The organism is Acinetobacter sp. 129952, from assembly GCF_056642055.1.
Genome location: NZ_JBWVSU010000002.1, coordinates 75,506 through 102,305, shown reverse-complemented (window position 1 = coordinate 102,305; position 26,800 = coordinate 75,506). Strand labels below are relative to the sequence as shown.

Here is a 26,800-nt window from a genome sequence, read left to right as displayed (position 1 = left end):
CACTGATTGTTGTTGAAAAATAATACAATTTTTACATATAAAATTATTCTGAAGCGGTTTTGATTTTTCTTTAAAAAAATGTGATAACCTGTGCGACTACATTCAATTTTCCTGACTGAAAATAAACGAAATATTTTAAAAGTCCAGGATATTTCAGACGTAGTTTTCTGATTTGGCATCTAGCCGATTTCCTTATTTCACAGTAGAATATGCGCTCTCTCAAGTCACATTGTGGCATGGTTGTTCAGACCATCCCGTGGAGCCAAAATCAGCATGTTTATCGTTGCCGGTGCACCCGCACATTCTTCTTTTAAGAAAACTCAACTATTATCGCGTTTGACGTCAATTAGTTCTGTTCAATCAATTGAAAGTCAATGGGTCTACCTCTTTGACCAAGCGCTCAGCGAGCAACAACAGCAATCAGCTTTACAGCTTCTCAACGATGGTCAATCTTTTGAATTGCACCAGGCTGCAAGTGATGAAATCCAGATTCTAGTCACACCGCGCGTCGGAACCATCTCTCCTTGGTCCTCTAAAGCGACGGACATTTTCAAAAACTGTAATACGCCGGTTCATCGACTTGAACGCGGCGTTTTGTTTACTTTGAAGGGCGTAAAAGAGCTCTCTAAAGAAGCATTGCAAGTACTTCACGACCGTATGACCGAAAGCGTATTCAATGCGATTGAAGATGCTGCGGTATTATTTGTAGAAACTGCGCCAAAACCACTGAACTCGATTGATATTCTGGGTGAAGGTAAAGAAGCACTGGTAAAAGCCAATAATGAATTTGGTTTTGCATTATCAATGGACGAAATTGATTACCTGACTGAGGCTTTCATCAAGCTAGGTCGTAATCCGAATGACATCGAATTGATGATGTTTGCGCAAGCCAACTCTGAGCATTGCCGTCATAAAATTTTTGGTTCGGAATGGACGATTGATGGTGAAGTTCAGCCATTGTCGTTGTTCCAGATGATCAAGAACACCTATAAAGAATCACCGACAGATGTATTGTCGGCTTATAAAGACAACGCTTCAGTGATTGTTGGTTCGGATACCCAGCGTTTTTATCCAACCCAAGAAGACAATGGTCATCAGGTTTATAAATACAAGAGCCAGGCCGCGCATATCCTGATGAAAGTGGAAACCCACAACCATCCAACTGCGATTGCACCATTTGCCGGTGCAGCGACAGGTTCAGGCGGTGAAATCCGTGACGAAGGTGCGACCGGTCGTGGTGGTAAGCCTAAAGCAGGTTTAACCGGCTTCACCGTATCTAACCTGAATATTCCGGGCTTTGAACAGCCTTGGGAAGAAAACTACGGCAAACCATCGCGTATGGCATCGCCGTTACAAATCATGATTGAAGGCCCATTGGGTGGTGCTGCGTTCAATAACGAATTTGGTCGTCCAGCTTTAAATGGTTACTTCCGTACTTTTGAACAAAACGTGAATGGCGATGTTAAAGGTTTCCATAAGCCAATCATGATCGCTGGTGGTTACGGAAATATCCGTCCAGATCACGTTGAAAAAGATCCGATCTTACCGGGTGACTTATTGATCGTGCTCGGTGGTCCAGCCATGCTGATCGGTCTTGGCGGGGGTGCTGCATCTTCTGTAGATAGCGGCAAATTGGGCGAGAACCTTGATTTTGCCTCAGTACAACGTGAAAACCCGGAAATGGAACGCCGTTGCCAAGAAGTGATCGATACTTGCTGGCGCATGGAAGACCACAACCCAATCGTGTCGGTACATGATGTCGGTGCGGGTGGTGTATCAAATGCCATGCCTGAACTGGTGAATGATCACGAATTGGGTGCGGTGCTAGATCTTCGTAAGATTCCATCTTTAGAACCTGGCATGTCGCCAATGGAGATCTGGTCAAACGAAGCGCAAGAACGTTATGTATTGGCGATTCGTCCATCTTCTTTAGAATTATTTGAGTCAATCTGTGCGCGTGAACGTTGTCCGTTTGCAGTACTGGGTGAGGCGACTGAAGCACGTCACTTAACCGTTGAAGATCCATTGTTCGGCAACAAACCGGTGGATATGCCAATGCAGGTGATGCTTGGCGGTACTCCGCGTATGAGCCGTTCCTATGAAACGATTGAACGTAAAGGCGATGATTTTGACGCGGCTAAAGTTACGGATTTAAAAGATGCGATTTATCGCGTTCTGAAAAACCCGACAGTGGCTTCTAAATCATTCCTGATCAGTATTGGTGACCGTTCGATTACCGGTATGGTCGCGCGTGACCAGATGGTGGGTCGCTGGCAGGTTCCTGTCGCGGATGCTGCAGTAACAACTACAAGTCTTGTCGGTTACACCGGTGAAGCAATGGCAATGGGTGAACGTCCTCCAGTAGCGTTGTTGAATCCTGCTGCATCAGCACGTTTATCTGTGGCTGAATCGATCTCTAACATCATGTCTGCGAAGATTGAAAAAATCAGTGATATCAAATTGTCTGCAAACTGGATGGCTGCTGCGGGTCAACCTGGCGAAGACCAGGCATTGTTCGAAGGCGTGAAAGCTATCGGTATGGAAATGTGTCCTGCACTCGGTATCGCGATTCCGGTCGGTAAAGACTCATTGTCTATGCGTACCACCTGGAATGACGAAGGTGAAGACAAGTCTGTGACTTCTCCAATGTCAGGTGTGATCACTGCATTTGCACCAGTGACTGATGTACGTCAAACATTGACTCCTGAATTAAAAGATCTTGAATCTGTACTGGTTCGTATTGATCTGTCTAAAGGTCAGTTCCGTCTAGGTGGTTCGATTCTGGCGCAGGTGTATAAAGCAATCGGTTCAGTGACGCCTGATGTCGACAGTTTCGATGACTTCAAAGCATTTTTCGCATTGGTTCAAGACTGGAACAACCGTGGCTTAATCAAAGCGTATCATGACATCGGTGATGGTGGTTTATTGGCAACTGTTGCAGAAATGATGTTCGCTTCACGTCTTGGTGTCGCACTTGAAGATCAATCTGTTGCTTCATTGTTCGCTGAAGAAATCGGTGCAGTTCTGCAAATTGCCAAAGCAGACTGGGAAGATCTACAAGCTGAAGTTGCAGCATCTACGCTTAAAGATGCAATTGCAGTGGTGGGTACTGTAAATAATTCTGACCAATTGTCTGTAAATGGTCTGGTACTTGAACGTGCTGATCTGCAAGTGGCATGGACTGAAGTTTCTCATCAAATCCAGCGCCTACGTGACAACGTACAAACTGCAGATCAGGAATTTGCCTTAATTACTGATAAAGCGCACAAAGGTATTATCGCCCAACCAACATTCGACTTGAACGAAGCGATTGAAGCACCTTTCATTAACTTGCGTCGTCCAAATATGGCAATTCTGCGTGAGCAGGGTGTGAATGGTCATATTGAAATGGCGGCAGCTTTCGACAAAGTCGGTTTCAATACCGTTGACGTCCACATGAGTGACTTGCTGGCAGGTCGTATCAGCCTGGATGATTTCGAAGGTTTGGTAACGTGTGGTGGCTTCTCGTATGGTGACGTGATGGGCGCTGGTGGGGGCTGGGCGAAATCCGTATTGTTCAATGCTAAATTGCGTGACCAGTTTGAGAAATTCTTCAACCGTCAAGAAACCTTCTCGCTCGGTATCTGTAATGGTTGTCAAATGTTGTCTCAATTGGCTCCATTAATTCCGGGTGCGGATGCTTGGCCACGTTTCCATCGCAATACGTCTGAAGTATTTGAAGCGCGAGCAGTGAACGTTCGTGTGGAAAAATCGAATTCAGTATTGTTACAAGACATGCAAGGTTCGATTCTGCCGATCGCTGTGGCGCATGGTGAAGGTCGTGCAGTTGCAACGGCGGAAAACTTTGCTGCACTGAATGCATCGAATCAGGTGGTTCTACGTTATGTAGATAGCCATGGCAATGCAACTGAACAATATCCATTGAACCCGAACGGTTCACCAGAAGGTATTACCGGTGTAACGTCTCAGGATGGCCGTGCAACGATTATGATGCCGCACCCTGAACGTAACTTCCGCGCGATCCAGCATTCATGGAAACCAGAAGACTGGGATCAAGACGGTGCTTGGTTACGTATGTTCCGTAATGCACGTAAATTTATTGGCTAATTGATATAATCAAGAATTAAAAAAGCCCCGAAAGGGGCTTTTTTAATAAGCAAATTATAGATTTATAGGTGATTAGATATAGAATTGAAAAAGATTAAAAAATGAATAAAGAGTCCTCAAATGTCCGATTTAATTGAAAAAGTTTTACTTTTACAAGAATTGCTAATAGCTAGAGCTACTGATACTTATGAAAAAGGTTCTTCAGAGGCATTTATGCAGCTTAGACAAGAGTTACTGACATTTAAAAACTTTTATGAATATATTCCATTTTTTATTAAAGACACACGCACATTAGATGAATTTGAAGCTAGGATTAAGTGGGATTTTGAATCTTACGCTGAACGTGAAAATTATATTTATTCGGAATTTAAAGAATTCTTTAATGTATTAGAAAGTCTAGATGTTCCTCCATTGGATCAGGTAGTACAGTTGAAGATTGCTGAATTAAGCTCGGATTATATACATCAAATATGGCAGAAAGCATTAGAGCGAAGAAGTACAGATCCCGAAGGTGCGATTACATTAGCTCGAACACTTTTAGAATCGACCTGCAAATATATTCTTGATGAATACGAAGTCGGTTATGGCAATGCTCCAGATATAAATCAACTGTATAGATTGGTGAGTAAAGAATTAAACCTTGCTTCATCTCAACATACGGAGCAGACTTTCAAACAAATTCTCGGAGGATGTAGTTCCATCATTGAAGGTTTAGGATCATTGAGAAATAAAGTGGGTGATGCTCATGGGCAAGGTAAAATAAACTTTAAACCTTCTCCAAGACATGCAGAATTAGTAGTGAATTTGGCTGGTACAATGTCCGTGTTTTTATTCTCATCTTGGAAATTAAAACAAGGTGAATGAATTTTTTATTATAAATATTGTTTTTAAATAGTATTTTAATTTTACTGTATGGAAAAATTAAAATAAATTCACTAACATAGGATTATTCAACCACCAATTTGGTGGATTTTTGCTTTTTAAGCATTCTGATTTTTTAATTTTTTTTCTTCCTGCTGAGTTGGTTTAGATTTTGCTTTTATATTGTATATAAAGTGCTATGGTATGTTTTATGCACAACTTTATTGCACTATAAAAGAAAGATGGAATAGATCGGTTCAGTATCAATTCTCAAAGATGAGGTGATGACATGGCTAAAACACTTAGAATAATGGATAAGGCGGCAATGCGTCAGAAAGGCTGGATGTTGTTTTGTATTGTTGTAGGACTACAAATATTGTTCGTTGTGGGCAGTTACTTGCTGCAGGGTTCTTGATCATCAGCTTTAAGAAAGCCACCATTAAGGTGGCTTTATAATTTAAATAACCAATTGAACCTGCTTCAATACCGCCTTTAACGTATTTTCATAATCAAAAGCTTTATTGGTACTGTCCTGATAACGCCAAGCCACATAACCATCCGGACAAACCAGTACTGCACCAGATTCATGAATTTCAGACTTGGCATTCCAGGTTCCATACACATCACGATAGCCACGTGAACCAATCTGAGTCACATCCAGATATGGCAAATCCAATGCTTCTGCCGCCTGTTTCCAGCCTTTACCGGATAAACCTGTGAGCAGGGTAAAACGACCTTTACCCGTAATATCCAGTGTCGACTGCTTTTGACCTTTGGCATTGATCAGCCAAGTATGCGGAACTTTAGCGCCTGGGCGAGTGGTTGCCTGTAAATAAAGCTGCTCATCTTTTTCAAAAATCTCAGGCTCGGATTCTGCAATCACCGTATTGGAGCTATATCGCTGGTTCAGTTCTACACCTTGTGCATTAAATTCGAAGTTTTTAATTTCCAAAGCTTCAAATAGTTTTTGACGGATTTCAGCACCTTGCTCATCTTCCGCAAAGATACGTTCCAGCATTTGCTTCTGAGTCGTCACACCTTGATCAAAACCAAAGACTTCTTTCAGGTATTTATAATCAAAACGTGACTGGTTCGCACGCGCTACAATCTGCTTGCCGACCGGTGCACGCTCGGTGGTATAGGAATCCAGCAGGGAAGGTGCAGCCCAGCCTTTTACCGCGTATGCCAGTTTCCAGCCTAGATTAAAGGCATCCTGCATGCAGGTATTTGAACCTAGGCCACTCGATGGTGGATGACGGTGTACTGCATCACCACCACAAAACACTCGACCTTTAGAATATTCAGTGGCCCAGGTCTGGTTCACATACCAGTACGATAATTTCTGGATTTCAACTTCTTCGACTTCAGTACCAACAAAAGCATTCAGGCGGGCACGGACCTGTTCTTCAGTAACTTGTGGTTCGCCTTTGGAAATGTCAAAGCCCCAACCCATGATCCATTCATTCCATGGCGTAATGGCACGTAACAATCCCATACCGAGATCGCCAAAGCTGGCTTCAGGATTCACGATCCATTGCAGAATCGCAGGACGGTGCTGAACGTATTGAGAAAGATCAGCTTTAAAGGTCACATAGACGGTACCGGCACGTGCCATCACGCCTTCCAGTGGCAAGCCGAGCTGTTCCAATACACGAGATTTAGCACCATCCATACCCACCAGATATTTTGCTCTTAAGCTAAATTCAGTATTGGTAATGCGGTTCAGGAAAGTAGCAGTCACGCCATCTTCGTCCTGCACATGTGACAGGTATTCAGTATTGAAGTTATAAATTGCACCACGTTCACCGGCATTTTTCACCAGTAAAGCTTCCATTTTGGGTTGGATCAAATCAACTAAAGGACATGGACTGCCTTGGATATAGTCACCATGACGTTCATCACCGGTACCCCATGCACTTAAACGGGCGATTTCTTCGCCGACCAGACTGGTGGTAATCAGGCTTTCACCCATCTGTTCCCATGGTGTTGCAATCTCTTTAACCTGTTCTTCAATACCTAAATCACGTAATACTTCCATGGCACGCTGATTGGTAATATGGGCACGTGGACTATTGGCCAGCCAGCTAAACTGGGTAAACAGTTGTACCTTGATACCATAATTCGCCAAAGCCAAACCTAATGTTGAACCTGCAGAACCAGTACCAATGATCAGAACATCAGTGTCATAGTGTTGTGTCATACAAGACTCCATGTGTATAGGTGAAGAACAAGCTATCTATATAATCAGGCAGTCTAGTAAAACAGGATCTGTTGATATAGCGATATTCATATAAACTATCGACCTATTCTTATTTGCAATACGTGGGTCATAATCTTAAGATGCTGACCTGATCAGAAACCGGGCAGGCTATGGAACTTCGACATTTACGCTATTTTATTACTGTGGCGCAGCAACAAAGTTTTACCAAGGCTGCCGAAAAACTGTTTACCGCTCAGCCGTCATTAAGCCAGCAAATTAAGGATCTGGAGCAGGAAGTAGGCGTCATGCTGTTTGATCGTTCATCCAGAAAGGTCAAACTCACCGATGAAGGGCGAGCTTTTCAGATCTATGCCGAAAAAGCACTGGAAAATGCCAAGTTGGCAGTGGCAGCAGCACGCCAGGTCGCACAGCAGAAAAATAACCAGATTCATATTGGCTTTCTGAATGTTGCAGAAATCAAAGTGATGCCGCAGATTCTGGCACAGCTTAAAAAAACCATGCCGGACTTGAAAATCCATCTGCATAGCTTGACCTGTATGGAACAGATTCAGCGGCTAAAAAATGCTGAACTGGATTTATGTATTACCCGCTTTCATCTGGACCATCCAGATTTTGAGAATATTCATTTATTAACCGAGCAAATTTATCTGATAGCCGCTCAGCACTTACATTCTACAGATCGAATCCTGAAATTACAGGAACTAAAAAACCATAATATAATTATGTGTGAGCAGAATGCTTCACCAGTATTTTATGAAAAGCTGGATAGACTACTCTGCATTGATCAGCTTGAGCATGAACAGCTGTTGTGGGTGACCAATGTCTTGCAACACATCAATCTGACCAATATGGGAATGGGCTTTAGTTTTGCGCCTGAATATTTACTGCGGTTTTTGAATGATCATGTGAAAATTGTCCAGACTGATCAGGCACTGCCAAAACTGGATTTATATGCAACATTTAACAAGAATTCTCAAAATCCTGCATTGAAGATGATTACCCAAGCACTTAACAATACAACAAGTATCTGAATTGTAGGAAGGAATATATGTTAAAGCTGATTTATTACGTGCCGGATGAAAACCTGGAAGACACCAAGAATGCGATATTTGCAGCAGGAGCGGGCGGTATTGGTGAGTATACGAATTGTGCCTGGCAGGTTTTAGGAACCGGACAGTTTAAACCACAGGAAGGTGCAGATCCGCATATTGGTGAAGTGGGTAAACTGGAACAGGTAGAAGAATGGCGGGTAGAAATTCTGGTGCCTGATGAAAAGGCAGTCGATGTGGCCAAGGCGCTGAAAGAAAGTCATCCTTATGAAGAGCCGGCCTTTGAGTTTATTCAGCTTCTGGATATCAAAGTCTAAAATTATAAAATTGATGCTCTGCTGCGGCGCGTTTGACTTAGCGCGCCGTTAATCTAGATTCAGAAACCAGCCGACCTGCTTTTGTTATTATCATTTCTTCCAGAATAATCCAAAGAGAAAATATAATAAGGAAAATAACAATGCCGTGGCCAAAACCGCTGAGCAGTGCGCTTAAGAATACCCTCAGTAAATCTATCCAGTACGGTACAGAAATCTTGCATCAGCGCATTCCATATTCGCCAGATAATCCCTATCTGGAAGGTATATTTGCACCAGAGCGGCAGGAACACTTTTCCACAGATTTAAAGGTTGAAGGGCAGATTCCTGCAGAACTGGATGGTGCATTAATGCGGATTGGTCCAAATCCTATTACAGTCAAAAACCCACGCAACTATCACTGGTTTACGGGCGATGGCATGTTGCATGCGCTCAGACTGAAGGGTGGTGAGGCACATTGGTATAAAAGCAGTTATATCGGTTCTGCCAGTGTGCAGAAAAAACTTCATCGACCACAAATTCCCGGTAAAACGCGAGGTGTCGCGGATGCAGTCAATACCAATGTCATCTACTTTGCCGGAAAAATCTGGGCACTGGTAGAAGCGGGTGCATATCCAGTTGAGTTGAATGCTGCACTGGAGTCAAAACGACATCATTTATTTGAAGATGATCAGGATTTTCCATTTACTGCCCATCCGCATATTGATCCTGAAACGGGCGATATTCATGCGATTTGTTATGATGCTTTAAGTCAGAACAAAGTTTTTTATTTGCAGATAGATTCAAAAGGTAAGTTGAAACATTATGTCGACATTCCAGTGAAACATGGTCCGATGATTCATGATTGTGCCATTACCAGATCTCATGTGCTGATTCTGGACCTGAATGTAAACTTTTCTGTACGCAGTGCTTTAAAGGGTTCAATGTTGCCATATCAATGGAATCCAAAACGGCAGGCACGCATGGGTATATTGCCTTTTGACGGTAAGGCAATTGATATTCGCTGGTATGAGATTGATCCCTGTTTTATTTTTCATACCGTGAATGCTTATGAGCTGGATTCTGGTGATGTGGTTATGGATGTGGTGGTGCACTCCAAAGCCTTGGTCAGTTCGATTCAGGGACCGATTGAAGATCAGGATATTCGGCTGGAGCGGTTCATTTTTGAACACGGCACTGGAAAAGTGGCTCGGACGATATTATCCGAGATGAAACAGGAATTCCCACAGATTAATGAAGCTTATACCGGGCGGCCTTATCGTTATGTCTACACTATTTCCTTTGGCGAGTTTGATGATCCTTCTCGTGTCAGCAGCAATACTCTTTTGAGCCATGATGTGGAAACTGGCAATTCAGAAAGCTATTCTTTTGGAGAAAACTGGGTGACAGGAGAGGTGATATTCGTCGCACGGGAAGGGGCTCAAGCTGAAAATGAGGGCTGGCTGATGTCTTATGTTCATGCTTTAGATGATAGTCCATCTAGGGTAGTGATTCTGGATGCACAGCATATGACTGAAGGGCCGATTGCAACCATTCATTTACCGGTACGTGTACCCGTCGGGTTTCATTGTAACTGGATTGATTATTGGAAATTGAGAACCCACTATTCATAGGTTTTGATTATTTACTGGCATTTTTAAGATGGCATAGCCTTCATATAGCGTGAAGACTTCACTCTCTGTTTGCAGGCTGATAGGGCTTTAAAGAACGAAAAATATATTGCATAGGATAAGCAAAATTATGTGTTAGGCAGAAATTCATTCTTGAATCTCTGCCTAAGCGCGATATCCATATCACCAAATGAGGTAGAACTTAAGGCTTTGTTTTTCTATAGCTGCTATTAAACCTTCTGAATAAACAGCTCACGATCAAAACGGTACTGTGGGAAAAATACTCCATCCTCAGCACGTTCACCCGCACCAATTACCATGACCGGATACTGTTCATCATTTAATTTCAGAATTTCACGAACCATCGGCTCATCAAAACCTTCCATCATACAGCTGTCAAAACCATAAGCACGTAAAGCTAAGACCAGATTTTCACAAGCGAGCGCCGTTGTTTTGGTAGCCCACAGTTTCGCATCAGCTGGACTGAAAGCAGAAACTGGCATTTGTTTGTCCAGTGTACGGGCAACTTTGAAAGCCACTTTCTTAAAGTTACCAAAAGCATTCAGATAACCAGTCTTATAGTTGTAGGGAATATATTTATAGTATTTCTTAATCGCGGGCGGTGCTTCAGGAAATGGAAATTCATTCACATTACGTTTCGCCATTTCATCGATACGGTCGGTACGTGCGATACAGACAATTAGCTCAGAAGCTGTTTTGGCTGCCAGTTGACTCATACAGGCTTTGACCAGACGTTTTTTCTTGCCCGGATTTTGTACCACATAAAAAGTCCAAGGCTGCAAGTTCGACGAATTCGGGGCCAACAATGCCAGATCCAGACAGGCATCTAGAACTTCGACAGGAATTGGCCTTTTGGTAAATTTACGCACCGAACGTCGGCTTTCAATCACCTTACGAAAATTATCGACATCTATATCTTGAGGTGCAGGTTCGTAATAACGTTTCTTTTCTGGATTTGAACTGTCTGTTGTTTGGGAAGAGGTTTGGGAGTTTTGATTTGGCATACTTCAGATTCTTGGAAAAATAAAAGATTGAGGCAGTCTAAACCACCTCATTGAACTCATAAGTTTGAAAATTAGTTGAATTGTGTGAAATCAGGTTTACGTTTTTGCATAAACGCTTGAACCGCTTCCAGCATTTCTGGCGAGCCGACACGCTGCATGAAAATTTCTGCTTCATGGTCAATCCATTCTACAATTTCATTCACATTGTGTTTCATCAAGGATTTGGATTGCACCAGTGATGCCAATGGCAGGGCAGAGAGCTGGGCAGCTTGTGCTGCTGCTTTAGTGTAAACATCTTCTTCAATGCTATTCACCAGACCTGCGTCGAGCGCTTTTTCGCTATTGAATTTTTGCGCAGTCAGCAATAATTCTGCCGCTTTATGATAACCCGCTTGCTGAATCAACAGCTTGCTTGAAGCGCCTTCAGGCGATAAACCCAGACTGACAAATGGAATCTGGAACAGGGCAGTATTGTCACTATAAACTAGATCACAATGCAGTAAGATTGTCACGCCAATGCCGATTGCAACACCACGCACCGCAGCAATCAAAGGCTTGGAAAATTTTGCAGCAGATTTGAGTAAAACAAACGGCGGGCCTTCAGCAGCGGGTGCCTGACCTTTCTTCGCAGCAGATTTCATAAAATCCTGCATATCATTACCGGCACTAAAGTCTGCATCCTGACCACGCAATACAACTACACGAACTTCAGGCGCCTGATCTGCTTCATCCAAGGCTTTCGCAATCCATAAATAAAGCTCGCTATATAGCGCATTTTTCGCTTCCGGGCGATTGATGGCCAAAGTGAGTACACCATGTTCTAAATTCGCATTCAAATGCTCATGAGGTTGTTGAATACAGCTCAGTGTCATCGTACTATCCTTGCTTTAAAACTTAATTTGATTTTATGGGAATGATTATGTCGCATATTTATTGGGACAGCACAACTCATGAGTCATAAAAAACTGATCCCTTATGAACTATACATTTGATTATCTGGTTTTCATTGGCCGCTTTCAGCCTTTTCATCTGGCACACATGCAAACTATTAATATTGCCCTGCAGCACAGTCAACATGTGATTTTGGCTCTCGGTTCTGCGCAAAATGAACGCAATATCAAGAATCCATTCTTGGCTTCGGAGCGTGAAGCCATGATCCTGTCAAATTTTAGTCCAGAAGATCGGGCTCGGATCAAATTTGTAGGAGTCATAGATGTTTATAATGATGAAAAATGGCAAAAACTGGTGAAATCGCTGGTGAATCAGGTTATTGAACCAAATGCCAAAGTTGGGCTGATTGGGCACTTTAAAGATGATTCTTCTTATTATTTAAAGTTTTTTCCAGAATGGAAAATGGTCGAACTTGACAGCCTTGAAGATGCCTTATCCGCTACGCCGATGCGTGAAGCTTATTATCGCGGCGAAATTCAACGGGATAAATTTCCACAAGGCACGATTGATTTTCTAGAGAATTTCCAAAAAACCACGACCTATCAGCAACTCAGTGAAAAATTTGCCCAGAATGATAAAACCAATCTGCTTTAAAAGTATCAGGTTGGTATGGGTTGATTCATGGTAGTTTGAGCATGCTGTTTCAAACACTCCCCAAGGATTTCTAGACCAGGAGACTGTTCTTTCCAGTGATGCCAATACAAGGGGACTTCAATTCGCATCTCACTTGAAAGTTCAAGCAGTCGACCTGACTCCAGCAAATTCCTAGTTTGATAGTCCGGCAGCCAGCCATAGCCTAGACCCATGACAATCGCATCAAAAAATGCATGGGTCGATGGAATAAAAAAGTGAGGATATTGTGCTAGATTCAGGCCAAATTCGTGCTGAATAAATTGGGTATGGAGTTGGTCTTTTTCATTAAAAATAATGGCAGGGGCAAGGCGTAGCGCATCCCGATGTACGCCTTGATGAAACCAGTTTCGGGAAAATTCAGGCGTAGCAACGAGACGGTATTGCATCTGTCCGATCAATTCTGCCCGGCAACCTTTCATTGCCTTGGCTTCAGTACTCAAACAGGCATTGACGAGACCTGCTTCTAACAGATGATGAGTCTGTGATTGATCATCCACCTGAAAATGCAACACAATTTTATGCTGGATCAGCTGGGCTTGTAAGGTTGGTAATAGCCAGGTCGCGAGCGAATCAGCATTGGTGGCAATATTCAGACAATAGAAACCTTCCTGTTGCAATTGTCCACCCAAATCCTGCATCAGATTCTGTTCTAGCAAACGTTGATGCTGTAAATAATGCAATAAGGTTTGTCCGGATTGAGTCACACGGCAAGGCCGATCTCTCACCAGAAGCAATTGTCCCAATTTTTTTTCCAGACTTTGAACACGAAGGGTCACTGCCGAGGCAGTAATATTTAGCTGCTCGGCAGCAAGATCGAAACTTCCCGTTTTTGCAACTGCGTAAAAAGCATCACATTGTTTTGCATTCAGCATATCTGTTATCTAAAAATAATTTAGTTAAATTAATATTAACTTAGTTTTAATTAATCGCACTCATTTTTTTGCATAATTCATTTATTCAAAAAAAGGGGAATGTGATGTTCAGTTATATGATGAGTGGTTTTGCTGTGGGAATGAGCCTGATTGTCAGTATCGGTGCACAGAATGCTTTTGTATTAAAGCAAGGTTTAAAACAGCAGCATGTGTTCTGGGTCTGTGTGATTTGTGCCTTGTCTGATTCCATTTTAATTCTGCTTGGCGTACTGGGCTTTGCGCGCGTCATTGAACATTATCCGGATATTGTTATATTTTCTAAATATATTGGCGCAGGATTCCTATTTTATTATGGTTTACACCATGCGATCAGCGCATTTAAATCAACAGAGGTTTTGGCACCAAGTGGTCAGCTAACAGAGCATTTTCTACAAGTACTGATGATCTGCCTGGCTTTTACCTGGCTGAATCCGCATGTTTACTTAGACACAGTCATATTGATTGGATCAATTTCAACCCAATACGCTTTAGGAAAATGGTGGTTTGCTTTAGGTGCTGTCTGTGCTTCCTGGTTTTTTTTCTTTAGTTTGGGATATGGAGCAAAAATACTGACGCCTTGGTTTCAACATCCAAAAGCATGGAAAATACTGGATGCTATTATTGCATGTACCATGTGGGGCGTCGCGGTGTCATTAATACTCAGTATTTGATTCAGGCTACGAAAGTGGATAGATTGGTTAAGAGTTGTCTAAAGGTGTCATTTTAGATAGGTATCGAGAATGGTCAGCGCAGAAAACAACTCTTTTCAGTGCTGCAAGTATGGATATTTCAATCTATATTGAGCTTAAAATCAACGATCTGTCTTATATAAAAAATTTATAAAATCAGAATTTTATAAGATGATGCCAGTCTCCTGCTAGCTTAGCAGGACCATTTATCAGAGAAAAATCAGCGCAAGTATTTTGTCCGTTAGTCATGAATGATTTTACAAAAACTTCAATAAACTGGTATAAAAATAACGAAAACCTGTTCGCTCAAAAAACAAAAAAATTAGTTTCAGATTAAGCCGTGGACTTAAATCCGATCAATAAGAAATTAAACAAGGTGGATTTAAAATTGAAAAAAATAATAAAAACTGGGCTCCTTAGCCTGGCGATCTGTTTAGCTTTGACCAGTCAGTCTTTTGCAAGATCATGGACCTTAACTCCCAAAAGTGATGTCGGTTTTGAGATCAAGTCAATGGGACTGACTGTGGTTAAAGCCAAGTTCAATCAGGTTCAATCCACGATGCAGTTTGATGCTAAAGCACCGCAAAATGCCTCAACCCATCTGGTCATGGATGTGGAAAGTTTAAGCTTTAGTAAGCCGCTATTTAAACATATGATTTTGGGCGAAGACCTGTTTTATGTAGAAAAATATAAGACTGTAATTTTTAAAAGTATCCAGTTTAAAGACTTGGGCAATGGCAAATACAATGTTTTAGGTCATTTAACCCTGCGCGGTGTGACCAAGCCTGTGATTTTCGAAACAACCTTTAAACCCAGTATGTCGAATGCCAACCTGCTTGATGTTCAGGCATCTGCCGTGATTAACCGTAGGGATTTTGGTATGAAAAAAGGAATTGCCGGGGTAGGAGATAAAGTGAATCTTCATCTTTCGGGACAGTGTGAAATGAACTAGGGTAGATATAAAATACTTGATGATATGAAATTTTTTATAAAAAAAGCCCGAATATTTCGAGCTTTTGTCTATACGGTAAGCATGCAATTAAGCAGCTTGCAAAGCTTTTAAATCTTCCAGAACTTGTTCTGCATGACCTGCTGCTTTGACCTTACGGTATTCTTTGACCAGTTGGCTATTATGGAAAATAAAAGTTGAACGCTCAATGCCCATCACTTGTTTGCCATACATGTTCTTTTCTTTAATCACATCAAAGTGATTGCACAACACTTCTTCTTTATCGCTGATCAGATTGATACTCAAATTTTGCTTTTCAGTAAAGTTCTGATGCGCTTTTACCGAATCACGTGATACGCCAAGAATTGTGGTGTTTAAAGCATCGAACTGATCTTTTAAACAGGAAAATCCAACTGCCTGAGTCGTACAGCCTGGCGTAGAATCTTTAGGATAAAAATAAATCACCAGCCATTCTGTATTCAACTGGGTTAAATTGATTTCGCCTGTCGTCGCAGGAAAATTCTGGTCAAGCAAACTAATTTCAGACATAAAAACTCCTGTTTTCTCTAAATTTTTTCAAAAAAAATAAGCCACATTATAGTGGCTTATTTTATCAAAGAATAATCAGATATTATTTCTTTGGTGCCGCTTGGGCTGATTTCATTGCTTCTTCAGTCAAAGTTTTCAGTTTGCCTGTTAACTGTGGACCAAAGCATGCTTGAAGATCTTTATTCTGCTTCTGTACAAAAGCTAAAGTGCCTGGGCTTTTCTTCTGGTTAATGGTGCTTTGAATTTCCCATTTTTGTGCATTGGTTAATTTTCCATCTGCTTCAATAGCACAACCACAATATTTGCTGACTTCAGCAGCCGTCAATTTTTTACTTTTGCCAGTTTCATTTTTACAAACATTGATCAATGCAGATTTTACATTGGTGCTTTTATAAGCTTGTTGTAATTTGTCATCAGCCGCTTGAGCCGTAGTTGCGAACATAGCAGCAGCTGAAACAATTGCTGAAAGCACGATGCTTGATTTTAAATTCTTCATAAACTCTACCTTGTTATTACGGTATATAACGTGTCGGGTCTTCAACACCTGCGTCCGCAAAACCCTGTTTACGTAAACGACAACTGTCGCATTTGCCACAGGCACGTCCTTGGTCATCTGCTTGATAGCATGACACCGTTTGACTGTAGTCTACGCCATGTTCAATACCTAAGCGAATAATATTTGCTTTGGATAAATGTAACAAAGGTGTTTCAAATTTGAGTGCCTGACCCTCTACGCCAACCTTGGTTGCAAGGCGCGCCATGTTGGCAAATGCGTCAATAAATTCCGGACGGCAATCCGGATAACCGGAGTAATCAACCGCATTAATTCCGATGACAATCGCTTCAGCTTCGAACACTTCAGCTGCTGCTAAGGCGTAAGACAAGAAGATAGTATTACGTGCTGGAACATAGGTAATCGGAATGCCAGCCTGTTCATGGTCGGGCACCTCAATACTATGATCGGTAAGGGCTGAGCCACCCAGATTACCCAAATCAATATTGATTACTCGATGTTCCACACCCGCACGTTGCGTTAAAGCTTTTGCTGCATCCAGCTCGGTCGTTGAACGCTGACCATATCGAAAACTGAGTGCGATACATTCATAGCGTGCCTGCGCCCAAGCCAGACATGTTGTTGAGTCTAATCCGCCAGATAACAGGACAATGGCACGAGGGCGCATAAGCTGATTCTCCAAAAAAATACTTTACAAAAAATTAACGACCAGTTTCATCATTCCATAACAACTTGTGCAGCTGTAACTGAAAACGAACAGGGAGATGGTCTTCTAAAATCCACTGAGCCAAATCACGTGCCAGTGGGGGTAACCGAACCGCACCTTTTTCAACCGCAAATGCAGGTGAAAACCACACTGTACTCACTTTGTCTTGAAGTTGGTACTGTTCTAACTGCTGCTTTGACCATTCATAGTCTTCACGATTGCATATCACAAACTTGATTTGATCATGTGCAGTTAAATGATCGAGATTAGAAAGCAAATTCCGTGCAACTTCACCTGAAGTTGGTGTTTTTAAATCTAAAACTTTGGAAACACGTGAATCCACTTTGGACACATCTAAAGCGCCACTGGTTTCAAGTGAAACTTCACATCCTAAATCCGCAAGTCGCTGCATCAGGGGTAGGGCATTTGGTTGTGCCAGTGGTTCACCGCCGGTCACACAAACATAAGGGGTTTTAAAATCAAGCGTGGTCTGGATAATATCGTCCAGAGACTGACGCTCACCGCCTTCAAAGGAATAGGTGGTATCACAATAGCTACAACGTAATGGACAACCGGTTAAACGGATAAATACCGTTGGCAGTCCTGCGGCATTGGCTTCACCTTGCAATGAATAGAAAATCTCCGTAATGCGTAAACCCGCAGACGGATCAGAGACAGGAATTGCGGAAGATCGAAGCGTATTCATAACAAAACTAACCAATGAAAAATAAATAACCGGGTATAAAAATAAAAATCCCTACGATCATTACTAATCGTAGAGACGAGGAGCGGTTGAAGCTCCGAGGAACACGAATGTATCCTCTAAGTTAAGACATCTTAGTCTTCGCGTAATAGATCGTTCAGGCTTGTTTTAGAACGAGTTTGTGCATCAACTTTTTTCACGATAATTGCAGCATACAGGCTGTAAGTACCGCATTTAGACGGAAGGCTACCTGCAACAACGACAGATCCAGCTGGTACGCGACCATAATGAATTTCGCCAGTGGCGCGGTCATAAATCTTGGTTGATTGACCAATGAATACGCCCATTGAAATCACAGAACCTTCTTCAACGATTACGCCTTCAACGATTTCAGAACGTGCACCGATAAAGCAGTTATCTTCAATAATAGTTGGATTCGCCTGAAGCGGTTCAAGCACACCACCAATACCTACACCACCTGACAAGTGAACATTTTTACCAATTTGTGCACATGAACCTACAGTTGCCCAAGTATCCACCATCGTGCCTTCATCTACATAAGCACCGATGTTGACATAAGAAGGCATCAAGATCACGCCTTTAGCCTGGAAAGAACCTTTACGTGCGACAGCAGGTGGTACGACACGTACACCAGCAGCCTTGAATTGTTCTTCAGTCCAACCTGAGAATTTAGTCTCTACTTTGTCATAGAAACGAAGATCACAAGCTTCCATTGGTTTATTGTCGTTTAATTTAAATGATAACAATACCGCTTTTTTAATCCATTGATGAACAACCCATTCACCATCGATTTTTTCAGCAACACGTAAAGTACCATTGTCTAGACCAGCAATTACTTCCTCTACTGCTTGACGAATTTCAGCAGAGCAATCTGCAGCTGTAAAATTCGCACGGTCTTCAAACGCTTGTTCAATGATTGTTGAAAGCTGCGACATGATCTTCCTTCCAGAAAAAAATTTTCTAGATTTTACACTATATTGCAGGAAAAATAGTTGAAAGCACTAAAAATAGATGAAAAATAACCAAAAGTGTAGAAAGCGTGAAATTATTAAAGTGATAAGTATACTTTTTCATTATGTTGAAATGTAGGAGAAGTGTTAGAAAACACTTGGTTCTCAACAAGAAAAATTAATTTGTATCAAAAAATAACAAAAGATGAGCAAAATGCGAATAAAAAATATTTTTTAAGTCCTTTATATTGAGCCTATCACGAATAACTAATGATCAAAATAAGTTCTTTTGAGGAGAGAAATAATGAAAGCTTTATATCAACTTTTAGCAGTATCCGTTCTAGCTGCCACAGCTGGATCTGTCATGGCTGCTGATGAAACAATCGTAACAGATGAAGGCGTTGCTGAATTCTCTTTCTTTAAACCAGCTTCTGTTCGTGCTGAAGTCGGTACTACCGGTTATGGTGGTGCAATTTCCTGGAGTGCTAACCCATATGTAGGTGTAACTTTAGGTTATAACGGCGGTGATATTTCCTGGTCTGATGATATCTCAGTTAATGGGACTAAATATGACCTAGATATGGATAATAACTTAACCTATTTAAATGCTGAAATTCGTCCTTGGGCGAACTGGTTCTACATGGCAGCAGGTGTAGGTTATATTGATAATGATTATGGTTTAGAAGGTCGTACGGGTGCTGATGGCACTATTACTGTAGACGGTAACCGTTATCAAACTGTCGGTGGAACTACAGGTCGTGTAACTGGTGACTTATCTTACAAAAACAATATCGCTCCTTATGTAGGGATCGGTTTCTCTCCAGCAATTACTAATCGTTGGGGTGTCTTTGGTGAGATTGGTGCATACTATAACGGCAATCCAACAGTTAATTTAGCTTCTACAAGTAACTTTACGCCACTTGACCCAAGTGCACCTGATATTGACACAGCTTTAAGAAATGAAGAACGCGAAATTCGTAACGACAATGAGTACGAATGGCTACCAGTGGCTAAACTAGGTGTGAGCTTCCGCTTCTAAGATTTTACTTAATACAAAAAACGGGCTTCGGCCCGTTTTTTGTTTTTAGAACAATTTTAAAAGTGATAACCCAGTTTCAAACCTAGGATCCAGGCACTGTTATCAGAAACTGCGGATAAACCTGCGATCTGTGGCGTAATAGGTTCTGATAAGGAAATTTCAGGTTTTTGAAACTTTAAATAATATAGTCCTGTCGCAATATCCCAGGTTTCTTGAATCTTATAAAGATGACCTAGTCCGATGCCCCAATAGCCATCACTCGGATTCAGGGTTGAAGCCGGATTTCCTGTACCAGAATCCCATAAGAGTTCGATAGAATTTATGCCAAAAGATGGCCATTGATGAGCAAGTCCGATTTTTCCAGACCATTGATCCTTACGATAATCAATCATCCTGAATGGTTTTACTTCCGGAAACTGTAAGGCCGCATAGTCAATTACAGCGCCAAATTTAGGCGGCTGGATCACGAAATTTTGCCAGTTCGACCAACGCAGCATGCCATAGAGCGCATTTTTATCAGTTAAAGCTGTCTGAAAATCCAGATTCACTGACTGAGGAGTTTGAATTTCTGTATAAGGCGCTGGATTCGTACCTACAATAATCGATTCAGTGGTTTTATTATGATGAGTGATTGCAGAACGATAGGTCAGTGCGGTTCTAAAAAAATATTCAGGAATCTGATAACTGATTCCTGCAAGCCAGCCCCAAGCGGGATCTCGTTCAAATGTGGCTCGATAACCATTGAATATATAAAATGTCTGCCCGGATAAATATAAATTTCCCTCTAAGCTTTGATAACTTAGTCCTGTATAAAAATTCCAGTTATCGTTTGGTTGAAAGCCAATTAATGAGGTCAAATTATGGCTCTCAAATTGAATGGTAGCAGCCTCAATTGGAAGTGCTGCACCTGCAAAAACAGGATCATAATGATAAGCGATATCTATAGAATAAGGCTGATTATAAATCAGTCCCCACGACACTTGAGGATGCAACTGGAATTTTAATGCGGCATTTGAGATCAATTGGCTATGGGCAAGATTTCCTGTTGAAAAATCGGTGATGCCTAATTGTTGCAGCTCTTCGGTATGTTGTACCTGACCGCTGATATTAGGGCGAACCCAGGCCAGTGAAACTTCAGCATAATGATTTTTTTCAAAAAACGATTGGATGCTTTGGTTAGATTGTTCAAACGCTGCTGCATAACCTGACCCGGAGAAAAACAAGCCCGTGGAGAAAAGAGCAAATTTATTATTGATCATCTTGGTATAATTCAATTTATTATGCACGTGATTATGCTTGATATTTATATTCTTTATCCACTCAAAAAATAAAAAAGAGGCGATGTAGCCTCTTTGATTAAAAACTTAAAATACTGCAATTTATTCGTCTGGATAAGCCACTTTTTTCAGTGCCTTAATATCTGCGTCTGGTGAGCAGAGGGAAATAAACTCGTAGCCATAACCGCGTAATAAATGACCTTTACGCACTGCAATCCAGGTGGTATTTACGCCGAAAATATCGGTTTCAATCTGCTTTAAACGGTAATCACGCTCCGGGTCATAGGCCACATCGTTGACAATGCCGACGCCCATATTCATTTCTACATAGGTCTTGATGACATCGGCATCAAGCGCGGACATCACAATATCTACATCAAAACCAGCTTCTTCAAAGGCGGTATCAATCTTGGAGCGACCGGTAAAACCACCATGATAGGTAATAATCGGGTAGTGCGCCAGATCTTCGATGAGCACGTGTTCTTTGCTTGCCAGTGGATGATTCTGCGGGGTAATAATACTGTGTTGCCAGTTATAGTAAGGCACGCTGGCCAGATTATCTTCAGTGGTGAGTGCTTCGGTCGCAATACCGATATCGGCTTGACCTTGAAGTAGCATTTCCGTGATTTCAACCGGGCTGGCCTGTTGCAAAATCAAATGTACTTTAGGGAATTCTTTTTTGAATTGGCTGACAATTGGTGGCAACACATAACGCGCCTGGGTATGTGTGGTGGCAATGGTCAATGTACCTTCATCGACTTTATTGAAATCATCCGCCAGACGTTTGATATTGTCGGCATCGACCAGCATGCGTTCCACAATGCCTAAAAGTGCCTGGCCCGGTTCAGTTAAGCCCAGTAGACGTTTACCTTTGCGGATAAATAGCTGTACCCCCAGCTCATCTTCCAGATCTTTAATATGCTTACTGACCCCAGACTGCGAAGTATAAAGCGCAGCGGAGGCTTCAGTTAAATTAAAGTTTTGTCTAACCGTTTCTCGTATAATTCTTAATTGTTGGAAATTCATAATTCTCTTACCCTAGAAGAGGATGGGGCATTTTAAAGCCCCATCTTTTGATCTTAATCGACCTGGTTTTCAAATAAATGCAAGTTCACCGCACTTAACCAAACAGTTTGATTTGGGCGGAATTGGTGCGCTCTCGCTTCATCAGGCGTCAGTAAAATTTCAATCAGATTGCCTTGACGGTCATTTAGCTCTGCAACGACTTTACCCGCGATCCATAATTCACGAATGAAAGTCGCTTGAATGGCATTGTCGTGTGGCTGTGCATGAATGCGTAGTTCATCTGGACGCGCGAATAAAATCACTTCACCTTGAGCGGCATTTTTTGCACCCTCAAATTGAATGCGGTCTTCGCCGAGTTGGATGAGGCCGCCATGGTTCTGACCTTCAAAACGGTTCGCCTGACCCAAAAAGTCGAATACAAATGGAGTTTTCGGGGTTTCATAGACCTCACGCGGTGAACCGATCTGCTCTACATTGCCTTTGTTCATTACTACGATCTGATCTGCAACTTCAAGTGCTTCTTCCTGATCATGTGTTACGAAAATAGAAGTAATATGCAATTCGTCATGTAGGGTACGTAACCAGCGACGCAGTTCCTTACGGACTTTGGCATCCAGTGCGCCGAAAGGTTCATCCAGTAATAATACACGCGGTTCAACTGCTAAAGCACGTGCCAAAGCGATACGCTGACGCTGACCACCAGAAAGTTGAGCTGGATATCGGTCAGCCAGGAAACCAAGCTGAACCAAGTCGAGTAAACGTGTAACACGTTTTTTAATTTCCGCTTCTGATGGACGGGTTTTACGTGGACGCACACGCAGACCAAAGGCGATGTTGTCAAATACCGTCATATGACGGAATAGAGCATAGTGCTGGAATACAAAGCCAACTTCACGCTCGCGCACATGCACATTGGTGGCATCCTGACCTTCTAAAATCACTTGACCGCCATCTGCAGATTCCAGACCGGCAATAATCCGTAGCAAAGTGGTTTTACCACAGCCGGATGGGCCAAGAAGTGCGACCAGTTGACCATCTGGGAAATCCAGCGAAATGTTTTTTAGTGCGTGGAATGCACCAAAGTGTTTTTCAATATTTTGTACTTGAATACTCATGTGGGCATTCCTTAAGAAACTGTTGAATCTTCATTACGTTTGTCTTGTTTTTCCTGGCGCAGTTCCACCCATGTTTTTAAAATCAGGGTCACAATTGCGAGGAGAGCCAGAAGCGAAGACACGGCAAACGCAGCACTAAAGGTATATTCGTTATAAAGAATTTCGACGTGTAGCGGCAAGGTATTGGTTTCACCACGGATATGGCCGGAAACCACCGACACCGCACCAAATTCACCCATGGCCCGCGCATTACACAGAATCACGCCATAGATCAGACCCCATTTGATATTGGGCAGGGTCACTTTCCAGAAAGTCTGCCAGCCAGATGCACCGAGTACAATCGCAGCTTCTTCTTCTTCGGTTCCTTGTGCTTCCATTAACGGAATTAGCTCACGCGCAACAAAAGGTACCGTAATAAAGATAGTCGCTAGGACAATCGCAGGCACTGCATAAAGGATCTTGATATCGTGATCCATCAGCCAAGAACCCATCCAGCCTTGGGTACCGAAAATCAGCACCAGCATCATACCCGCGATCACAGGTGAAACCGAGAAAGGGAGATCAATAATGGTGGTCAGGAATGATTTCCCCGGAAAGTTGAACTTCGCTACAGACCAGGCTGCCGCAACACCAAATACGACGTTGAGCGGTACTGCGATTGCAGCCGTCAGCAAGGTAAGTTTTACTGCCGACAGAGTATCCGGATGCACCAGCGCTTGGGTATAAACGCCAACCCCTTGTTTAAAGGCTTCAACAAAAACCAGAATCAAGGGCAGAATCAGGCAGCTTAAAAAGAAGATTAAGGCAATAGTGAGCAGCGTATAACGTACCCAAGTTGGCTCACGGGTTGCATCACGGGATTGCAACTTTTCAGCCAGCGCATTGCTGTTGGTATTTAAACTCATCGCGCAGTTCTCCCGGTACGACGGCTAGCCCATGCCTGTAATAAGTTAATCAGGAATAGCATCACGAAGGAAATCAGTAGCATGACGACAGCAATCGTGGTTGCACCGGCATAGTCATATTCTTCTAGGCGAGAAATAATCATTAAGGGTGCAATTTCCGTTTCAAAAGGCTGGTTACCAGCAATAAAGATCACTGAACCATATTCACCGACACCACGGGCAAAGGCTAAAGCGAAGCCAGTGATCAGCGCAGGCAGCAGAATTGGGAAAATCACTTTGGTCACAATCTGAAAACGGTTGGCACCCAATGCAGATGCAGCTTCTTCCAGTTCGGTTTCCAGATCGCTAAGGACTGGCTGAACAGTACGCACTACAAAAGGCAGACCAATAAAGATCAATGCCAGTGTAATACCAATCGGGGTATAAGCGACTTGAATGCCAATCGGTTCTAAATATTGACCAATCCAGCCGGTCGGTGCATATAAAGAGGTCAGGGCAATACCCGCAACCGCAGTGGGTAAGGCAAAAGGCAAATCTACCAGGGCATCGACAATACGTTTGCCCGGAAAGCTGTAACGTACCAGACACCACGCCAGTAACAGGCCAAACACTACATTGACCAGTGCAGCGACAATGGCCGCGGTGAAACTTAACTGCAATGATTTCAAGATACGTTCAGAGCTCAGGATTTCCCATAAGCCATCCCAGCCAATGCCCAGTGATTTAATAAAAACAGCTGACAGCGGGATCAAAACGATTAATGACAAATACGCTAGGGTAAAGCCTAGAGAAAGACCAAATCCTGGCAGCACTCGGGATCGCTGCGACATGATTACTCCTCAGAAGAGAGAAAGCTGATTGAAGTCAATCAGCTAAAATAAAAAAACAATTTGGGCACAAGCATAATTTGCAGCGACTAAAATGCAAATTTAAAATAACACTTGCTCTCATCAACTTTGCTGATATGGGGCATAGTGTTTTCTGAAATCAAATAGTGTTCAATTTCAGGAAAAGGGCCAAAACCAGAAGCGACATTGACATGACCGACTGCACCCAGATTAATTGGTTTGATTTTCCAGGTTTGGGCCAGTATGTGGGCATCTTCAAAACTTAACCAGGGATCATTTTCACTGATCAATAACGTGGTGGGCACCTGAAGCTTGAGCTGTTGAAAATAGGTGCTGTAGTCAGTCTGACTGTCGCGCGAAAAACCATTTTCCCCAAATCGTGCCGGATTAGCTGGTGCCACCAATAGCAGATTTTTTACTTTTGCATTGAGTTCGGGATGTCGGGCAAGGGCCGCAATACTGGTCAGACAGCCAAAGCTGTGTGCGACAATCTGAACCTCTGCTGGAATGGCTTGCAGAGTTTTGAAAAATTCTGCTACCCAGATATCCAGTACCGGATGATTCCAGTCCTTTTGCTGCACACGGGAGCATCGCATCAGCCGGTGCTGTAAGCAGGTTTGCCAGTGGTTGTATTCACTGCCACCTACACCAGGAACGATAAGCGTATGAATCATGTCGATGCTCCTATATCAATCAGCTTGGAAAATTATTTCGCGCTGTTGGCTTTAACGATCTGGTCAAATACACCACCATTTTCAAAGTGGGCTTTTTGTACTTTGTTCCAGCCGCCAAATTCCTGATCAATCGTCACCAGTTTTAATGGCTTAAATACTTGGCTGTATTTGGCCAGTACTTTGGCATTACGTGGACGATAATAATGTTTGCCTGCCAAGTCTTGACCCAATGGCGAATACAGGAAGTTCAAATAACCTTGAGCCAAGTACTGGTTGCCTTTTTTCTTGGCATTTTTTTCTACAATCGCCACCGGTGGCTCAGCCAGAATAGATAGAGAAGGAGTAATAATTTCAAATTTGCCCGGCTGTTCACGAAGGGCTAAATGCGCCTCATTTTCCCAAGCCAGTAAAACATCCCCGATGCCACGTTCAGCAAAAGTCGTGGTTGAACCACGTGCCCCAGAATCCAGAACTTTGGTATTTTTATAAATTTTACGGACAAATTCTTGCGCAGTCTTATCATTACCGCCCGCCTGATGTTTGGCCCAAGCCCAAGCCGCCAGATAATTCCAGCGTGCACCGCCTGAAGTTTTCGGGTTTGGGGTAATGATTGCTACGCCCGGTTTGACCAGATCACTCCAGTCCTTAATCCCTTTAGGATTGCCTTTACGCACCAGGAATACGATAGTTGAAGTATATGGGGTTGAGTTTTGCGGCAATTTCTTCTGCCAGTCTGCAGGTAACAGTTTGGCTTTTTCTGCCAGTACATCAATATCCGCCGCCAGTGCCAACGTGACTACATCAGCATCCAGACCATCAATCACGGCACGAGCCTGCTTGCCTGAACCGCCATGTGATTGTTTGAAATTGATTTTTTGACCAGTCCGGCTTTCCCAGTATTTGCCAAAGTTTTTATTGACATCTTCATACAGTTCACGGGTGGGATCGTAGGATACATTGAGAAAATCACGTGCTGCAGCAGCAAAGGAAGTTGCCGAGATAACAGCAGCTAAAACCCCAAGTTTTAATGTGTTTGAAATGCTCATATGATCCTCAATCTCTTATACGTTTTGTAACATAGGAGGCAGAATAAACGTATTCTTTATGCGTAAAAAATAATTAAAAATGAATTTAATATGAAAAAAAGAGATAA

General features: G+C 42.5%; 26 protein-coding genes. 10 read left to right on the top strand and 16 right to left on the bottom strand.

Going from position 1 to position 26,800, the window contains the following annotated elements:
- The first annotated feature begins 273 nt into the window (after positions 1 to 273).
- The 3 genes from purL to AC1IR0_RS02895 all read left to right on the top strand — a co-directional run bounded on the left by purL (position 274) and on the right by AC1IR0_RS02895 (position 5,383).
- Positions 274 to 4,107 (top strand): phosphoribosylformylglycinamidine synthase, encoded by a 3,834-nt coding sequence (gene purL / locus AC1IR0_RS02905; protein ID WP_409665688.1) that lies wholly within the window; start codon positions 274 to 276, stop codon positions 4,105 to 4,107.
- Between the two features lie 120 nt (positions 4,108 to 4,227).
- Positions 4,228 to 4,971, top strand: coding sequence for an abortive infection family protein (locus AC1IR0_RS02900; RefSeq protein WP_479741166.1), 744 nt, complete (start codon positions 4,228 to 4,230; stop codon positions 4,969 to 4,971).
- Between the two features lie 286 nt (positions 4,972 to 5,257).
- Positions 5,258 to 5,383, top strand: a complete 126-nt coding sequence (locus AC1IR0_RS02895) for a KGW motif small protein (protein ID WP_004645654.1) — start codon at positions 5,258 to 5,260, stop codon at positions 5,381 to 5,383.
- A 42-nt stretch (positions 5,384 to 5,425) separates the two neighbouring features.
- On the opposite strand, the gene AC1IR0_RS02890 is transcribed toward AC1IR0_RS02895, so the two are convergent.
- Positions 5,426 to 7,168, bottom strand: coding sequence for an FAD-dependent oxidoreductase (locus tag AC1IR0_RS02890; RefSeq protein ID WP_479741165.1), 1,743 nt, complete (start codon positions 7,166 to 7,168; stop codon positions 5,426 to 5,428).
- Between the two features lie 170 nt (positions 7,169 to 7,338).
- Between AC1IR0_RS02890 and AC1IR0_RS02885 the strand changes: the two genes are divergently transcribed.
- The 3 genes from AC1IR0_RS02885 (at position 7,339) to AC1IR0_RS02875 (ending at position 10,165) form a co-directional block, all read left to right on the top strand.
- A complete protein-coding gene (locus AC1IR0_RS02885; RefSeq protein ID WP_409665692.1) occupies positions 7,339 to 8,220 on the top strand; it encodes a LysR substrate-binding domain-containing protein in 882 nt (293 codons plus the stop codon).
- Between the two features lie 17 nt (positions 8,221 to 8,237).
- Entirely contained in the window at positions 8,238 to 8,555 is a 318-nt protein-coding gene (locus tag AC1IR0_RS02880) for a YqfO family protein (RefSeq protein ID WP_004279094.1), read from the top strand.
- A 140-nt stretch (positions 8,556 to 8,695) separates the two neighbouring features.
- Positions 8,696 to 10,165: a carotenoid oxygenase family protein gene (locus tag AC1IR0_RS02875; RefSeq protein WP_479741164.1), complete on the top strand. Its 1,470-nt coding sequence runs from the start codon at positions 8,696 to 8,698 to the stop codon at positions 10,163 to 10,165.
- Between the two features lie 227 nt (positions 10,166 to 10,392).
- Here AC1IR0_RS02875 and AC1IR0_RS02870 read toward each other — a convergent pair whose 3' ends face one another.
- Positions 10,393 to 11,187: a nitroreductase family protein gene (locus tag AC1IR0_RS02870; protein WP_409666386.1), complete on the bottom strand. Its 795-nt coding sequence runs from the start codon at positions 11,185 to 11,187 to the stop codon at positions 10,393 to 10,395.
- A 71-nt stretch (positions 11,188 to 11,258) separates the two neighbouring features.
- Positions 11,259 to 12,059 (bottom strand): enoyl-CoA hydratase-related protein, encoded by an 801-nt coding sequence (locus tag AC1IR0_RS02865; RefSeq protein WP_409666387.1) that lies wholly within the window; start codon positions 12,057 to 12,059, stop codon positions 11,259 to 11,261.
- Positions 12,060 to 12,162: 103 nt separating this feature from the next.
- Here AC1IR0_RS02865 and AC1IR0_RS02860 point away from each other — a divergent pair, with 103 nt between their 5' ends.
- Positions 12,163 to 12,732 carry a nicotinate-nicotinamide nucleotide adenylyltransferase gene (locus AC1IR0_RS02860; RefSeq protein ID WP_409666388.1) on the top strand — a complete coding sequence of 190 codons (570 nt, stop codon included), beginning with the start codon at positions 12,163 to 12,165 and terminating at the stop codon, positions 12,730 to 12,732.
- A 5-nt stretch (positions 12,733 to 12,737) separates the two neighbouring features.
- On the opposite strand, the gene AC1IR0_RS02855 is transcribed toward AC1IR0_RS02860, so the two are convergent.
- Complete coding sequence (locus AC1IR0_RS02855) at positions 12,738 to 13,643, bottom strand: LysR family transcriptional regulator ArgP (RefSeq protein ID WP_479741163.1); 906 nt, start codon at positions 13,641 to 13,643, stop codon at positions 12,738 to 12,740.
- Positions 13,644 to 13,747: 104 nt separating this feature from the next.
- On the opposite strand from AC1IR0_RS02855, the gene AC1IR0_RS02850 reads away from it, so the two are divergent.
- Both AC1IR0_RS02850 and AC1IR0_RS02845 read left to right on the top strand, forming a co-directional pair.
- Positions 13,748 to 14,353, top strand: a complete 606-nt coding sequence (locus AC1IR0_RS02850; protein ID WP_004279088.1) for a LysE/ArgO family amino acid transporter — start codon at positions 13,748 to 13,750, stop codon at positions 14,351 to 14,353.
- A 406-nt stretch (positions 14,354 to 14,759) separates the two neighbouring features.
- Positions 14,760 to 15,323 carry a YceI family protein gene (locus tag AC1IR0_RS02845; RefSeq protein WP_081401207.1) on the top strand — a complete coding sequence of 188 codons (564 nt, stop codon included), beginning with the start codon at positions 14,760 to 14,762 and terminating at the stop codon, positions 15,321 to 15,323.
- An 87-nt stretch (positions 15,324 to 15,410) separates the two neighbouring features.
- On the opposite strand, the gene AC1IR0_RS02840 is transcribed toward AC1IR0_RS02845, so the two are convergent.
- The 5 genes from AC1IR0_RS02840 to dapD form a co-directional block, all read right to left on the bottom strand.
- A complete protein-coding gene (locus AC1IR0_RS02840) occupies positions 15,411 to 15,869 on the bottom strand; it encodes a peroxiredoxin (RefSeq protein WP_005106433.1) in 459 nt (152 codons plus the stop codon).
- A gap of 82 nt (positions 15,870 to 15,951) precedes the next feature.
- Entirely contained in the window at positions 15,952 to 16,365 is a 414-nt protein-coding gene (locus AC1IR0_RS02835; RefSeq protein WP_005097581.1) for a hypothetical protein, read from the bottom strand.
- 16 nt (positions 16,366 to 16,381) lie between these two features.
- Positions 16,382 to 17,050 carry a 7-cyano-7-deazaguanine synthase QueC gene (gene queC / locus AC1IR0_RS02830; protein ID WP_005097579.1) on the bottom strand — a complete coding sequence of 223 codons (669 nt, stop codon included), beginning with the start codon at positions 17,048 to 17,050 and terminating at the stop codon, positions 16,382 to 16,384.
- Between the two features lie 34 nt (positions 17,051 to 17,084).
- Positions 17,085 to 17,795: a 7-carboxy-7-deazaguanine synthase QueE gene (queE, locus tag AC1IR0_RS02825; RefSeq protein ID WP_129717249.1), complete on the bottom strand. Its 711-nt coding sequence runs from the start codon at positions 17,793 to 17,795 to the stop codon at positions 17,085 to 17,087.
- A 131-nt stretch (positions 17,796 to 17,926) separates the two neighbouring features.
- Positions 17,927 to 18,748 carry a 2,3,4,5-tetrahydropyridine-2,6-dicarboxylate N-succinyltransferase gene (gene dapD, locus AC1IR0_RS02820; protein WP_004645637.1) on the bottom strand — a complete coding sequence of 274 codons (822 nt, stop codon included), beginning with the start codon at positions 18,746 to 18,748 and terminating at the stop codon, positions 17,927 to 17,929.
- A gap of 319 nt (positions 18,749 to 19,067) precedes the next feature.
- Between dapD and carO the strand changes: the two genes are divergently transcribed.
- Entirely contained in the window at positions 19,068 to 19,802 is a 735-nt protein-coding gene (gene carO, locus AC1IR0_RS02815; RefSeq protein WP_409666390.1) for an ornithine uptake porin CarO, read from the top strand.
- A 56-nt stretch (positions 19,803 to 19,858) separates the two neighbouring features.
- Here the strand turns inward: carO and AC1IR0_RS02810 are convergent, their stop codons facing one another.
- The 7 genes from AC1IR0_RS02810 to AC1IR0_RS02780 form a co-directional block, all read right to left on the bottom strand.
- Positions 19,859 to 21,088, bottom strand: a complete 1,230-nt coding sequence (locus AC1IR0_RS02810) for an OmpP1/FadL family transporter (protein ID WP_409666391.1) — start codon at positions 21,086 to 21,088, stop codon at positions 19,859 to 19,861.
- A gap of 93 nt (positions 21,089 to 21,181) precedes the next feature.
- Positions 21,182 to 22,105 carry a CysB family HTH-type transcriptional regulator gene (locus AC1IR0_RS02805; RefSeq protein ID WP_409666392.1) on the bottom strand — a complete coding sequence of 308 codons (924 nt, stop codon included), beginning with the start codon at positions 22,103 to 22,105 and terminating at the stop codon, positions 21,182 to 21,184.
- Between the two features lie 53 nt (positions 22,106 to 22,158).
- On the bottom strand, positions 22,159 to 23,220 hold the full coding sequence (locus AC1IR0_RS02800) for a sulfate/molybdate ABC transporter ATP-binding protein (RefSeq protein WP_409666393.1): 1,062 nt from the start codon (positions 23,218 to 23,220) through the stop codon (positions 22,159 to 22,161).
- Between the two features lie 11 nt (positions 23,221 to 23,231).
- Complete coding sequence (gene cysW, locus AC1IR0_RS02795; RefSeq protein ID WP_004279077.1) at positions 23,232 to 24,125, bottom strand: sulfate ABC transporter permease subunit CysW; 894 nt, start codon at positions 24,123 to 24,125, stop codon at positions 23,232 to 23,234.
- Positions 24,122 to 24,955, bottom strand: a complete 834-nt coding sequence (gene cysT / locus AC1IR0_RS02790) for a sulfate ABC transporter permease subunit CysT (protein ID WP_004279076.1) — start codon at positions 24,953 to 24,955, stop codon at positions 24,122 to 24,124. The genes cysW and cysT overlap by 4 nt, the downstream gene beginning before the upstream one ends.
- Before the next feature lie 86 nt (positions 24,956 to 25,041).
- Positions 25,042 to 25,647 (bottom strand): alpha/beta hydrolase, encoded by a 606-nt coding sequence (locus tag AC1IR0_RS02785; protein ID WP_409666394.1) that lies wholly within the window; start codon positions 25,645 to 25,647, stop codon positions 25,042 to 25,044.
- A gap of 32 nt (positions 25,648 to 25,679) precedes the next feature.
- Complete coding sequence (locus AC1IR0_RS02780) at positions 25,680 to 26,693, bottom strand: sulfate ABC transporter substrate-binding protein (protein ID WP_253147584.1); 1,014 nt, start codon at positions 26,691 to 26,693, stop codon at positions 25,680 to 25,682.
- Positions 26,694 to 26,800: the final 107 nt, after the last annotated feature.